Consider the following 12,925-nt stretch of genomic DNA (forward strand, 5'->3'; position numbering starts at 1 on the left):
CCTCCGTTAATTAGGCCTCAGTAACGAGATCAAAAATATGCCGGACCGTATGACTCTCTGCGTAGCCTTCTTCCTCACGTTCGCCAGACAAGGCAGTTGTAGGACAAGCTTCTACACATTTTAAACAGCCTTTGCAGTATTGATAATCAATACCTTGCAGGAACATTTGTGGACGTCCCTTCTTATCAGGCTGCTCATCCCAAACAAAACACAGATCAGGACACACCGTATCGCACTGCGCACAATGAATACAATCCTCCTGCTTAAAATGAGGCAGCAAACCGGAGCGTGAAATGCTCAAGTTCTTTAAAAAGCTGCTGCCAGGATTCGTAATGGTACCGCCGATTGGCTGTGTTTCATAACCCAATGCGGAAATATCAGACCGCACGAATTCAGGCATTGTCACGCCTGCAGGCAGTGGGAAATGCATAAACTTAACTTCATTAAATCCACGGTCGAAAGTGGTCAGCGCTGACTGTACTGCCTGTGGATATTTTTTGCCTAGTGATTTCTCTATAACGCCTTTCATAATTTCAGGGTCCAAGAAATCACACATCCGGAACAACGCGCCTAGCATCGCCATATTAACGCGGTTTTTCTCATCTAAGGCGATAGTTGTAGCATCAACGACTGCAATAGTTCCTGCCATCATATTCAGGGAGGATTTCAATTCCTCCGGCGATTTTGCTGAGTTCACCAATACTGTGCTATGTTCATAAATTCCGCTAATTACGTTAACTGTCTTTGCTAATGCTTCGTGAAATACCCCAACAACATGCGGACGCTCAACCGGAGACGTGTCACGAATAGGCGTATTCAAATCACAAAACCGGATATGCGCTTTTACCGCTGATCCCTTCTTCTCCGAACCATATGACGAAAAGCTGACCCCATTCATTCCAGCACCGACAACACCTGCTTCTGCAAGCATTTTACCAGCCAGGTTCGCACCCAACCCTCCAATTGACTCCAGACGAATCTCAAAAAATCCGAGCTCGTTCACTTTTGGTAACTGTACCACCGACATAGCCCCTTTCAGAATGTCATCTAGTATAATATCCTTTTGACTTTTTCAACGATTGTAACTTGATTTTGCAAGACGCGAAGTGACAAATCTTGCATTTTCCAAGTGTTGCCTAAGCTTATTTATCTACTTTCATTTAGCAATAAAATTAAAAATTAAGATGTTAAATTCATCACATTCTTCGTGATCTATGCATAGTATCAACAACATCGTCAATAACCTTTGTTCCTTTTTCCAATTGATTTTTTTGCATCCTCTATGTATCAATAGCATTGTTAAAAAACAGAAAAAACGAATAACATTTTTACTCCTTGTGGGGAACCTGTGGGGAAAGCCCACAAAGAAAGAGACCCGGGTTATTCCCCCTGGTCATCCACTTTTAGAATATCTTTAAAAGGTATTTTAACGGTGTCATCGCATCCTACTTAATAGGACGAAGTAAAGAAAATTAACCTTAGGGGATTGAAGAATTGAAAATCGAAGAATTAACGCTTGGCGTTCAAGTCCGTATCATAGATGGTTTCCATATCAGTAAGATCGGCATTGTTATAGCTAAAGGAACAAAAAATGTCTTGCTCGATATTGGAGAGCCGTTACTTATTAGTGTGCTGCCAGCACATCTAAAACCAGCACCTGAGGATCCATTACCACCAGGATGGGAAGAAATCAAGGTATAAATTATCTAATTAAAATGCCTTATCAGTGATTATACTGATGAGGCATTTTAATTAGATAATTGTTTTAGGGTCTTATTGTCTTTATTGAGCTATCGTTTCCCGTTAGCGTAATGAATTTTACCGAATGTTCCGATGCGTGATTATGGTGTTATTTGTAGTTCCTACCTTCTAAAGAATATACATAATCTATATGTTCTCTAACAAAACCCTCAACTTTTCTTTTTTTATGTATTTTGAATCCAACACTCTCATACATTTTTTGAGCAGGTATAAAGTCGATATTAGTAGTTACAACAATTTTCCTAACATCATTTTTTATGATTCTATTAACAGCTTCTTGAAGCTGCATTTTACCATAACCATTGCTTTTTTGTTTTATAGCAATACAATTATGTCCGATTTCCACATAATCAGGTACATTTCTTGGGTCCCATGAAACAAAACCAATTGCTTCACCGTTTAATGTAGTAATAAACCCACATTCATCTGCAATCTGTAAATTATCAAAGAAGAAATTATCAAATTTCTGCCAATCCGCACTACAATTTTGTTCATATCTGCAATCAAATAAGTAAGCATCTGTCAACAATTCAAAGATTAAACCACGGTTAAACTCACTTACTTTTCTAAATTTAATACTCATAAATTAATCTCCTTTTCTTTGCTTAGATGTATAATATTAATTTCTCGTCCATATATTTTCAAAATATTTAGTTTGTATGTCGCATAACGTTAATCACGAAGTTCGTAAATACTCCATCTCAAAAAGAATTCGAGAAACGATTGAGCTATCCTGCCCGTTACTTCAATATAAAAAGCAGATTGCATTAGCAGTCTGCTCTTTACGCTATCGTTTCTCGTTAGTTGAACGAGCAATTCGTCTTATTCTTCGTACAACCATTCAAAATCATCATGTAGAATATATTCGTTTGGTCCTAATTCCATTGAATAACTTGAACAGACTATATCCTGTTGGTTATATTCGTTTCCGTTATCAATTCCTAAATAAATATGTTGAAGTAGTTTGTTTGATTTTGCTTGCTCAGGGACTCTTTCAAGCATCCTTGAGGATTTAACAATTGCAGAACGATAAAATTCGCTCCATTCATCAAATTCCATACAATAAGGCAAGTTAGCGTAAACGACACCTGAGAAAGTTAAAATTGCTTCCCTAACCTTATATGTGAAATTATGCTCACCTCGGTCAACACGCTCAACTACCTTTAAAAAGTGAATCTCAATGGATTTGTTTTCGTGGTCTACTATTAGTTTTTTTATAACTGAATCATACAGTTGTAAATCATCATTATTTTTATAATCTTCTATACTCATTTAATCCTCCCATATTGGGCTAGTTCCTTAGTTAAGTTATTCGCGAAGCAATGAATCAATCCTGCCCTATATCTTAATGAAAAAGAAGCACTGCGGATCGCGTGCTGCTTCTTCGTGCGTTGAACAAAAGTTTCTCGTTAGTTCAATCCTTTGTATGCTATTCCGTCAATCATCATAAGACAATCAGAGTCAAAAAACTCTGTCGTAGATGTCATTCTAGCAGGGAATTTATCCTTTTCAAAATACTCACAAAAAACCTGTTCCATTTCAGGTAAGTCCTTAATGTACTTTAGGTATACATTCACCTTAACAACATTATCCAGTTGTACATCAAGTTGATTAAGAGTCTCTTTTAAGTGTGAGAAAGTATTGTGAATCTGTTCTGTAAAGCTCTGTCCAAAACCCCGATGTAATCCGAGAAACACATAGTCACCAGCCGCAACAGCAGATGAATAACTAAATGGTGTTGAAATTCGATTTATCATATACATGGGCCTCCTATGTATTAAGTTCCATAATATATTTTAGAACATACGTTTTAAATGTAAATATTTACTTGTTGGCTCTCCACGCAATCCTGCCCGTTAGCTTAATACGAGATAAAGCGACACTCGATTAAGTGATTGCCTCAATAACTTCCTCTAGTTTAATCCATTCCCAATCGCCATCATGATGGAACTTAATCTGTTTCAACTGCCGATCGACTCTCATGACTATTCCATGGATGGATCTGTACTCATATTCCCCAAACAATGTAATCGTGATCGGACTGCAATCCTCTAAAGATTGAGCTACTACCTGCGAGATTTCAGCTAATGCTTGGGGATCTAAATCAGGCTTTGATCGCACCTTTTCTTTCAGCGAATCGTCCAGAATCCTATTTTTATGCTCAGGCATTATCATCCGACTTCCCTCCCAAAGACCATTACCTTCAAGTTTCTTACGCTGTTGTGGTTTCATTTTCTTCGTCGACTCCCTTAATAACTCTTAACGCTCGTGGTAAGTTCTTACCTCTCTGTATGTACCCCTTGCTCTCTAGTCGCTCCAGGCGCCTGTGAATTACCGCTGTAGATGACAACCCTACCTCCTTAGCGAGTTCACGTAACGTTGGTGGATAGTGATTGATTTCGATCATCTTAATTAATGATCTGAGTATTTCTTTTTCTTTATCCGTTAATGGCTTCATGCAATTGCTCCTTTATCACTTGTTTGCCAAGCTAATATATTTACCATTAGAAACACTCTTGGCGCTCCTGTATTTAAGCATGTCGCACGAATCTTCCCATCCTTTATGCCTTTAACTTCAATTTTACGCTGAGTAATCTTGCCGACTTTATCTAAGTAAACAATTTCAACGGTTTGACCAATCTGCATTTGCAAGTTGATAGCCTTCCAAAATAAGAACGTTTGTTTGTATTATAACCAAACATACGTTCGAAAATCAATGTAAAAAAGAGCCGCGATTATTCTCCGGGCTTCTTTGTGTATTCAATTAATTTGATTACTTTTTCTTAGAGGTTTTCGTTATTGTCATTTCTAGACCAACCTTTGAATTTGTTTTGTCTAACCTCACAGTTAACTTCTTGAATATAAAAACACACTACGAGCTTAATAAGCGTAGTGTGTTTTTGTTCATCATTCAATTATTAAAATCTCATTTATTAAAATCTCATTATTCTGGCCATTGTGGGAAAGTTCCTAAAACCATTACCCCAAAAGTATATTTCCAAGTCGTGCTTCCTCTTTTAAGTTGCGTTGTGAATTTCACTCCAATTTGAGTGCCTAGTCCACTAGTTAATACGGGTTCCCAATTATAATTTTGGACTTCAAATAAATATGTATTTCCAGATATTATATTCCAAGGATTTCCGGGGTGATTGCCCTCATTTGTATAATTTTGATTCGTGACGGCTCCGTTTTTTCCAGGACCGACCTGTATGATAGTCGAGTCTGCAGTCATAGATGAAATCGTAGAATCTTCTTTGTCCCAACGGACATAGGCTTTATCCATTCCAGTATACATGTCATTATAATAGGTACTAGAATAGATCGTTATGGATAGATTCACACCTCCGGAAGGATCCCATTTATTGTCTCCCTTAAATGCTCTTAAACTAACATCAGTTTTATACTGAGTTCTTTCTTCACCTGTTTCAAGGTCTTTAATATCACGGATCTTGTGTGTTTCATTTTTGAGGATTTCAGTTTCTAATGAACTTTCCGTTTCACCATCCGTAGACAGTAGTAAAGCCTTCTCATTACTGTTATCAAAAAAACGAGCAGCCTTCTGTTCACTCACATTGTAATCTAAATCCGTCTCATCGTAAGCTTTGGTTACTGTAAAACCTTCCGGAATAAAATCATTATCAACATCCTCTACATTTTTAGCTGATACAATACCACCTACACTAGTCAATGATAACGAAAAAACAAGTGTCATAATTCCAAATTTAATTTTTTTTCTCAACATTACCAAATTCCTCCTTTAAATGTGATATATAGACACTATACCACATTAAAATAGTATTACTAGTATAATTTCCAGATTTATTGTATTATTTTAGTAGATTAAAATACATTAAAAGTAGGTGTCCATCACGAAAAAACTAATTCTATTAAGTATTTTGCCATTATTTTTTTTGATTGGTTGCTCTGATAAAACTCTCAGTTGGGAAGGACAAAGTGCTCATTGGACCGCAACAATAAAAAACGAAAAAAGTTCAGAACTAACTAATTTCACTATTAAATATATCGGAGAAGAGAAAGAATTAACTACTATCTCTTATCAGTTCGCAGGGCAAGTTATAACAGCTAAAGGGCTGTACGATGATAAAACTTATCCTAATTCACTTCAAATTCAATCAACTTCAGAGAAAAATATGGAACACGAAGAATCTTCGGTAAAACTTATAATTAAGTGGAACAATAGTAATGAAGAAATCGTACAATTAAAGAAAAATTAAACTTTTATGAGATATATCACAATGTTCACTCGTGCCGTTCGATGTAAACCTAGGCTTAGAGCAGTAATAGAAACTCCGAAATCATTTTTAAGTAAATTAATGAGCAGATCAACAAATACCCCGCCAACCACTTTAGGTTGACGGGGTATTTGTTATACATACTTAAGCCAAAACCATCCTAAACTCAAATTCATTTCTCATGTAATAAGCATCAGCAATCTTAACGCTCACTGGACTCCATTTCTGAATTGGACCCTCACAATCAATTGTACAGTCAGCTAGATCACCGCGACGTTCAAGTATATCCACTTTAGATTGTTTAAGGGCAGCTGTTAGAAATTCAGAGTCTGTCTTGAGGACTTTGTATATATTACTCAATATGATCACTCCTATGTATGAAATACAACTAGTTCCGACAGAACAGAAGATAAATAAGTATAAAATCTTGTTCTTGTGTGTAAGAATATGCTGAAAACAAATAGCAAGGACTTATCCTTCATCAACCTCTTGATTTAGAAGCGATTCATTAGGAATTTTATAAACGTATATCCTTTGTGATAACAGTTCTTCTTTAGCGATGGTTTTAAATACTTTTGCATCATCTGGATTTACTGCATCCCCTAACAAATAAGAATCCTTAGTGGCTAAATGATATATGTACCACCTCACTGACTCCTCTTTCTCGTTGTAAAAAAAAGTCTCTCCAGTGTATCGAGCAAACTTTTTAATAATGCTCTTAAATATGGCTTTTGTTGCAGCCACTAAAAATGAATTGGTTATCAGCAGGGCTATCCCAAATGTAATTATTACGGTTTTATTCGCAAAATGGATATTACCCTTAGTAACTTCTCCAGCCAGACTACTAGGCAATAAAGAGAAGCAGCTTATTATAAATACCATATGGAATGAGAAAATCCAAAGTAGCCGTTTTTCTCTACTATTCAAAACCCATTCAAATATACTATATTTGGGAACTTTTAATTTCCAGTTAAAGTTCCCAACTAAAAATAAAATGATCGTTGACACGAGAAACATAGTCGCTATTACAGTAATAGTTGTATCAATATAATTGTAATGAGATTTAAATAATTTTGTGTTATAAAGAGCAAAGTAAATAGTATATGAACATATAGATGAAAAAAATGCCATAATCACATTACCTACAATTCCTAGAACCTTTAATGACAATCTTTTTTCCTTAGAGAAAAGCACCCTTTCAAATTTAGTTGAAGTTAAAGTAGTTACAGGTTGAAACTTCCAAATTAAGGGGAGAGAACTCAATAATATTGGTAATAACCATCCCCATCCTAATGCTTTTACAAAGGGCAACTCAAGGATCTCACTAATCACTTTCATATCACTCCATTTGAAATGTAGGTCCTTGCAACAAGAACCTCTCTCGATATCCATAGAATGTAACTGTCGCACAACTATTTCTAAATGTAACCTATTTGGAACATTATGTATATGTGGGTAAGTAAAACTTTCCTTAGGATATAAGTCCAGGTGTATAATAATCATAAAAGACCCGAGGTGTGGTCATGGATAAAAAACTTAAGCAAAGTTTAAAGGTCGCAGCCGTAAGACGAGAATTGATTGTTGTATGGCTATTAAATGGGGACAAGATAAAGGGTATTGCGGAGGTATCAGCAGATCCAGAGCGAGTTAAGATCAATACGATCGAGGGTCCGGTTTGGGTACCTTACATTGAGGTGGAGAGTATTTCACGAGTAATTAGATTGCGGATCGAAGGGGAAACGACTGAATGAATAAAAATACCCTGCCGATATAGCCGAGATACAATGGACCATTATGTATACATACTATATATACTGGCAAGACGGATTTACCTGAACACAAAGAAAAGCCCTACCATTTATGATAGGGCTTTTCTTTGTGTTCAGAGTTTAGAATAGTATCTCTTCATTGTTTTCTCACTAATAGGATTATTTGAGTAATCGTCTTCTGCCAGACCTTTTCTAGCCTCAATCCAGGGTTCCTCTTGGTGAGTTAAAGATTCCAAAAATTTTGCATCATGATGGCCATAAGCTTCCCAAACTTCATTCAATATACTTTCTTGGTCATCATTAAACCGCGCTTTACTTTTTTCACTTTTGATTGGGTTCCACCCGTAGTTTCTATACTTTGAGAAAATCTCAGTATTCACAGGTCCGTGCACCCAAGCTTGAAATTTAGCATCAAACAGCTGCTCTTTTTTTGAAGACAAAACTAGATGCCATGCTTGCGCATAATAACATAACTTTTGGAGTTTTAAATGCGTGATAGGTATTCCATCTTTGTATGACCTTTCAATAAAAAAGGACGCTACGTCTTGGATAGTTACCATAGTATCACTCCTTTCTCCATTATATCTAGATTAAAGCATAACGTTCCCATTTTGTATATACAATTATACTTCCATATTCCTTTTCTTCCCTGATACATTTCCATTTCTTACTGTTGTTTTGACTTTATTAGGTTGTTTGCTTGATTTATATACACTCGTAAAATTAATCACTTCAGCTTTTACGACACTAATAAATTTTAAATCACTTATCACGAGTAATCCGTATTTATCCCCTACTTTTAGTATTTTTTTATACAAGTAATTAATATTATTTTGTAATTTAGAAATATTGATATAAGGTTCAATTTGAATGGATTTATCAATTGCTATGTTATAGTATTGAACAAATCGTTGTTGGGAGTAGAGAAGCACAGACATTTTTTCAAAACAATACCTCAATGAACTGTTATTAAAATTAAAAGATGCCGATATATTTGAATTTCTATTATCTTTTAAATATGGATTTTCATGATTTTTATCCCTTACTAAGTTGTCCACTGAAGTAGCATAGACTTCTTTAATAAATCCACCATTGAAGTTTGAAACAATAAATTTTATTAAAAATCCTGTACATGAATAATGAGAAACCTCAACACTCTTCACAAGAGTCTGTATCATCATATAGAGAATACATTCACGTAAGGCCTCATCTTGGTTTGCTGATGTTAATTTTTGTACCGGTATTCTTCTTTGGGTTGTTCTATTAGTTATTGGCATAATTTTTGTATTTTTCAATAATGAATGAGCAATATCAGAAAGATCCCTAATGTCATTTTTCTCAACCGCTAAAATTAGTAACTGTTCATAGATCGAATTCACACTGCTTATTTTCTTGTCTTTGCTCTTTTGATTTTCTATTAAGGAATTAAATTTTCTTAATACTAGACCAAGATTGCCTTGTCTATAACACAAGATTGCCAATTCATGAAGTGCCGTGTAATACTCCTGTTCCCCAGATTCCAGTCTAAGAAATACATTAAAGGAGTAATTTGCTTCTTCAAGTCGATGCGAACTTAACAATTTACTAATTAAGTTAACTTGGTTTTTAAGTATTGATCGTTGTAATGAAATATATCGTGAATCCATTTTCCCTTGTTTTAAAATTAGTCGCTTTAGTGTTTCTGGATTTTCTTCAGTTATTAACTGTAATGCTTTTTCCCATTTTATTAATGCTTCATTATAAAAATCAACTGTATTTTTCTCTATACCGAGAAGTAACAATTGAAAGAGTGCATTAATATTATTATTAATTCGTTTATATAGCTGATCTTTCTGAAACTCACCTAAAGAATATGGGAGAAGATTCCAACTCTGTTCAATCTCATTTAAAGCGAATCTGAATTGAGAAGATATATTTAAGTTTGAAAGATGAACTTTAATCGCTTCAACCCCATTTATTATTGCCAATAAACTCAATACAATAAGAAATATTACTCTACCAGAAAACTCTTCGTTCAATTGTGACAAAGTTATTGATGATGTATTTGAGTAGTAATAATTCAACGCTCCTTTCAAATGTGTTCCAAAAGCAATTGATAAAACAGAGGTCAAACCATAAACTACAGTCGATCTATTCCAAAAAGAAACGCTACTCATGGCAAGCGCCTTTTGTTCTTTGTAACTGAAGTAAAAAAAGGTTAAACTCAAAGGCAAGGCAATAATCAGTATTTTTGTCAATCTTTCAATTATTGATAAATCAGTGCTAATTGCTTGAGTTAAACTAATTTCACCGTATAGCGAATAAGTGAAATTAAATATTGGAATGTTGATCCCCTTGGCAGAAAACCATAAAAAGAAATGTATTAACGGAGTAATTAAGACAGCAATCCAAGTCTTGCTAAAAAGTCTTTTAGCACTAACTGTAATTAAATCCACGAAATAATTTAACAACAAAAAAGCTAAAAGCTTAGCCATGCCAAAGGACTCACTGAAAGATCCCTTATTATTCTTTGTCATTTACTTAACATCCTGACGTATTGGAGTAAACACGAATAAATTATTCCATATTTACAGTTAATTCTCAAGAACGTTTTTATTAAATCCCCATCCTCTACTAGAAAGACGGGGATTCTTTTTTATTTTACTTATTCTTCGCGTAACTTAAGTAAGCATGTTCTATCGCTGATGTTATCTCAACAGAAGAGAAACTAATACCTTTCTTATCTAACTGTTCCTCAACATAGAGAATTGCATTTCCCAATTTCTTTTCCCCATCAGCTTGCCGAAAGAGAGTTTCTGCATACGCAACAGCTTCAGTTGTTATCTTGTGTAGTAGCTCCCGCTGAGATACCGATAGCTTTGCATCAAACCATGAATTTGCCTTTTGTTGTAGCAACGCTACTGCTCGCAAAATTACAGTAGCCAATACACCAACAATAGCCAATGCAACGGCAGTAATATAGGGTTGTGCTTGATCAATAATTGGTTGCATGGTTATTTACCCTCCAATCTTGTGATGAGTAATCCAGCTGTATACAAAACCTTAAGCATCCGGTAAAAGTCATAACTTCCACCCGTTGGTGTGTCTACCAATCCCGCATCAAATGCAGCTTGTACAGCCTCATTTGCCCAAGCAGGTATTTCAGTTAGATTCGCCTTACCCTCCAACTTATCCACTCTAGATAAAACTTTAGCGATACTCAGCCCTTGCTCTGTTGCAGCTTGTTTAAGTACATCTTTGCTATTAGTCAAGCCTATTACGACTTTCGATAGTTCCTTCACTTGTTCTTCAAGTTCTGCAAATCTACTCATATCTTCATCTGCCTCCTCTTTTAGTCGATCTATAATAGCCGATGCCTTTGCCATAGCGATCTCTGACGGCTTAGCACCCGCACGTAGTTGTGAGGTTGTCATTCCAAAAGTGATTTGAAAATGTGGTGCATCCTTAATCGAGACAAAATCACCACCCCATTCAAAACCAAGAGCTTTAGCCTCCTCAACTACCTCAGTCCAATCAGCTACCTTGTCACCATCACCGTCACGTTTTAAATCCCATGATACCTGTTTCCCATCTGGTAGTAACAACGCGAAGTCGATAGCTAGTCCAAAGTTATGATAACTGGTCCCACCCTTGGCGTTGGTGACCTTTGGTTTATCCGGCTGCGCCTTAACACTCGATAATCCAGCTGCATTAAGCTCCGCTTGCGTCCGTCCCTGAGCAAATAGTCCATTCTGCTCGGCTATTGTCCGCAACCCCTGAGTTATCAAGATAGTAACTCCCCGAGCGTAACAGCGTTCAATTAAAACTGTTGCAGCTGCTAAAACTACGGGATGTAAACCAATCAATCTCGTAGATGATTTACTCTTTACTTGATCTAGTGTAAGCATATTTACCTCCCTAAAAATTGGTTAGCCACAATCACGCCAATGGTAATACCAATGATGTACTTAACAAAATCAAGCCACATTTTACGCTCTGATCCACTATCCTTATTAGCTTGCTGCAATAGCATGAATATCTTATTTTCAAGAGAATCAAATTTCCCCATGATCTCACCAAACTTAACTTCCATTTTTATTGTGGATTTCTCCATTTGTAAAATGCTCTCTTCGTGTCTCAGACCGGCTGCTTCAAGTAAGTTCATTTTTGCATTAGTATTGGCTAGGTCTGCGGATATTCGTGCAAATTCACTGGAAAGACCGAGTAAGCCCTTTTCCACATCTTCCAATCGGTGCATCGGCATTACATCACCGCCCCCTCCTCCTTGGTTTGCTCCCCCAATTGACATAAAACAACTCCCCTCTCTATCTATTGATCAATATAAATAGCCCCCGGATATGGTCCGAGGGCAAAATAAAAAACGCCTCAATGGGCGCCGTCTTTATTTATTCTTCTTCAGCAAGGAATTCAAGTCCGCTATCAACCAAAATTTCTTTTACTCCTGGTCTCAAAGTAGATGGAACCTCGATATATTTGGTCTTACCTAAGATTACACGCTGTGCGAAAAACATAGCCATCATGATGTCACCCCCTTTCCTCTTCGACATGAACCAGTAAAAAATGCGCGCTATCATTGGTATATCTGCATTGCCATTTCAGCAATGATATCCTCAATAAAATCGGCACGTTCAGTTATTGCGTTGTTCTGAGCTTTTAGGAGCATATTTTCCTTTTTCAACAACTCAATTTCTGAGAGTTCGCCGGGCTTCGTCAACTCCGCAATCTCTTCTGGTGTTAAGCCCTCGTTCCATAGGTTATCAGGTTGTAGTGGGGGAATAGGCGCTTCCTTTACTGGTTCCACCTCTTGGCTAAAGTACCATTCGTTATATGCTGCCTGATACTCATCGAGTTGAACTTGATATGCTACCCATGTAGCTAAATCGAAACGCGGATGATATAGTCCGGTCGGCAACGGAATCCCTACGATATAGCCGATGATCTCACGCTCAGGTTCTGGTGCTGGCTCTGTATCCTCTTCCGGTAACTCTGGATCAACATCTCCTGGCAGCTCAGGCGCTTCTTCTGGCTCTGGCTCTGGCTGGGCATAAATAGGGACGACCCCTATTAAAGAGTCGTCCGGTTCTACATCTTCTATATAAAGTCCGTTTAGGTCTACTTTCGATACTGCTTTTCTCATGATAT

20 protein-coding genes are annotated in these 12,925 nt (G+C 36.6%); 3 read left to right on the plus strand and 17 right to left on the minus strand.

What is annotated here, in order from left to right; all coding sequences use genetic code 11:
* Positions 1 to 10: 10 nt before the first annotated feature.
* Entirely contained in the window at positions 11 to 1,021 is a 1,011-nt protein-coding gene (locus NST40_RS17865) for a 2-oxoacid:acceptor oxidoreductase family protein (protein WP_038571642.1), read from the minus strand.
* 473 nt (positions 1,022 to 1,494) lie between these two features.
* On the opposite strand from NST40_RS17865, the gene NST40_RS17870 reads away from it, so the two are divergent.
* A complete protein-coding gene (locus NST40_RS17870) occupies positions 1,495 to 1,701 on the plus strand; it encodes a hypothetical protein (RefSeq protein WP_340010392.1) in 207 nt (68 codons plus the stop codon).
* Positions 1,702 to 1,849: 148 nt separating this feature from the next.
* Here the strand turns inward: NST40_RS17870 and NST40_RS17875 are convergent, their stop codons facing one another.
* The 7 genes from NST40_RS17875 to NST40_RS17905 all read right to left on the minus strand — a co-directional run bounded on the left by NST40_RS17875 (position 1,850) and on the right by NST40_RS17905 (position 5,503).
* Complete coding sequence (locus NST40_RS17875; protein ID WP_342409809.1) at positions 1,850 to 2,344, minus strand: GNAT family N-acetyltransferase; 495 nt, start codon at positions 2,342 to 2,344, stop codon at positions 1,850 to 1,852.
* 239 nt (positions 2,345 to 2,583) lie between these two features.
* On the minus strand, positions 2,584 to 3,033 hold the full coding sequence (locus NST40_RS17880; protein WP_342409810.1) for a hypothetical protein: 450 nt from the start codon (positions 3,031 to 3,033) through the stop codon (positions 2,584 to 2,586).
* A 137-nt stretch (positions 3,034 to 3,170) separates the two neighbouring features.
* A complete protein-coding gene (locus NST40_RS17885) occupies positions 3,171 to 3,518 on the minus strand; it encodes a RidA family protein (protein WP_342409811.1) in 348 nt (115 codons plus the stop codon).
* Positions 3,519 to 3,648: 130 nt separating this feature from the next.
* Complete coding sequence (locus NST40_RS17890) at positions 3,649 to 3,993, minus strand: YolD-like family protein (RefSeq protein WP_342409812.1); 345 nt, start codon at positions 3,991 to 3,993, stop codon at positions 3,649 to 3,651.
* Positions 3,974 to 4,219, minus strand: a complete 246-nt coding sequence (locus NST40_RS17895) for a winged helix-turn-helix transcriptional regulator (protein WP_342409813.1) — start codon at positions 4,217 to 4,219, stop codon at positions 3,974 to 3,976. Before NST40_RS17895 ends, NST40_RS17890 begins: the two co-directional genes overlap by 20 nt.
* On the minus strand, positions 4,216 to 4,407 hold the full coding sequence (locus NST40_RS17900; protein ID WP_342410911.1) for a hypothetical protein: 192 nt from the start codon (positions 4,405 to 4,407) through the stop codon (positions 4,216 to 4,218). The genes NST40_RS17895 and NST40_RS17900 overlap by 4 nt, the downstream gene beginning before the upstream one ends.
* 298 nt (positions 4,408 to 4,705) lie before the next feature.
* Positions 4,706 to 5,503, minus strand: a complete 798-nt coding sequence (locus NST40_RS17905; protein WP_342409814.1) for a hypothetical protein — start codon at positions 5,501 to 5,503, stop codon at positions 4,706 to 4,708.
* A gap of 118 nt (positions 5,504 to 5,621) precedes the next feature.
* Here NST40_RS17905 and NST40_RS17910 point away from each other — a divergent pair, with 118 nt between their 5' ends.
* Entirely contained in the window at positions 5,622 to 5,996 is a 375-nt protein-coding gene (locus NST40_RS17910; protein WP_342409815.1) for a hypothetical protein, read from the plus strand.
* Positions 5,997 to 6,158: 162 nt separating this feature from the next.
* Here the strand turns inward: NST40_RS17910 and NST40_RS17915 are convergent, their stop codons facing one another.
* Positions 6,159 to 6,383 (minus strand): hypothetical protein, encoded by a 225-nt coding sequence (locus NST40_RS17915; RefSeq protein ID WP_342409816.1) that lies wholly within the window; start codon positions 6,381 to 6,383, stop codon positions 6,159 to 6,161.
* A gap of 102 nt (positions 6,384 to 6,485) precedes the next feature.
* Positions 6,486 to 7,346: a hypothetical protein gene (locus NST40_RS17920; RefSeq protein ID WP_342409817.1), complete on the minus strand. Its 861-nt coding sequence runs from the start codon at positions 7,344 to 7,346 to the stop codon at positions 6,486 to 6,488.
* A 191-nt stretch (positions 7,347 to 7,537) separates the two neighbouring features.
* Between NST40_RS17920 and NST40_RS17925 the strand changes: the two genes are divergently transcribed.
* A complete protein-coding gene (locus tag NST40_RS17925) occupies positions 7,538 to 7,765 on the plus strand; it encodes a hypothetical protein (RefSeq protein WP_339248283.1) in 228 nt (75 codons plus the stop codon).
* A gap of 131 nt (positions 7,766 to 7,896) precedes the next feature.
* Here NST40_RS17925 and NST40_RS17930 read toward each other — a convergent pair whose 3' ends face one another.
* From NST40_RS17930 to NST40_RS17960, 7 genes are all read right to left on the minus strand, one after another.
* Entirely contained in the window at positions 7,897 to 8,343 is a 447-nt protein-coding gene (locus NST40_RS17930; RefSeq protein WP_339248280.1) for a type II toxin-antitoxin system antitoxin SocA domain-containing protein, read from the minus strand.
* A gap of 63 nt (positions 8,344 to 8,406) precedes the next feature.
* Positions 8,407 to 10,299 carry a hypothetical protein gene (locus NST40_RS17935; protein ID WP_339248277.1) on the minus strand — a complete coding sequence of 631 codons (1,893 nt, stop codon included), beginning with the start codon at positions 10,297 to 10,299 and terminating at the stop codon, positions 8,407 to 8,409.
* Positions 10,300 to 10,423: 124 nt separating this feature from the next.
* Entirely contained in the window at positions 10,424 to 10,774 is a 351-nt protein-coding gene (locus NST40_RS17940) for a phage holin, LLH family (RefSeq protein ID WP_339248274.1), read from the minus strand.
* Positions 10,775 to 10,776: 2 nt separating this feature from the next.
* Positions 10,777 to 11,670, minus strand: a complete 894-nt coding sequence (locus tag NST40_RS17945; RefSeq protein WP_342409818.1) for a M15 family metallopeptidase — start codon at positions 11,668 to 11,670, stop codon at positions 10,777 to 10,779.
* A 2-nt stretch (positions 11,671 to 11,672) separates the two neighbouring features.
* Complete coding sequence (locus NST40_RS17950; RefSeq protein WP_076297422.1) at positions 11,673 to 12,071, minus strand: hypothetical protein; 399 nt, start codon at positions 12,069 to 12,071, stop codon at positions 11,673 to 11,675.
* A 97-nt stretch (positions 12,072 to 12,168) separates the two neighbouring features.
* A complete protein-coding gene (locus NST40_RS17955) occupies positions 12,169 to 12,303 on the minus strand; it encodes a hypothetical protein (protein WP_256715915.1) in 135 nt (44 codons plus the stop codon).
* A 50-nt stretch (positions 12,304 to 12,353) separates the two neighbouring features.
* The gene (locus NST40_RS17960) at positions 12,354 to 12,920 is read right to left on the minus strand and encodes a hypothetical protein (RefSeq protein ID WP_342409819.1); all 567 of its coding nucleotides are present in this window, start codon (positions 12,918 to 12,920) and stop codon (positions 12,354 to 12,356) included.
* Positions 12,921 to 12,925 lie beyond the last annotated feature (5 nt).

This window comes from Paenibacillus sp. FSL R10-2778, from assembly GCF_038593035.1.
In the GTDB taxonomy this organism is placed as follows: Bacteria; Bacillota; Bacilli; order Paenibacillales; family Paenibacillaceae; genus Paenibacillus_AQ; species Paenibacillus_AQ odorifer.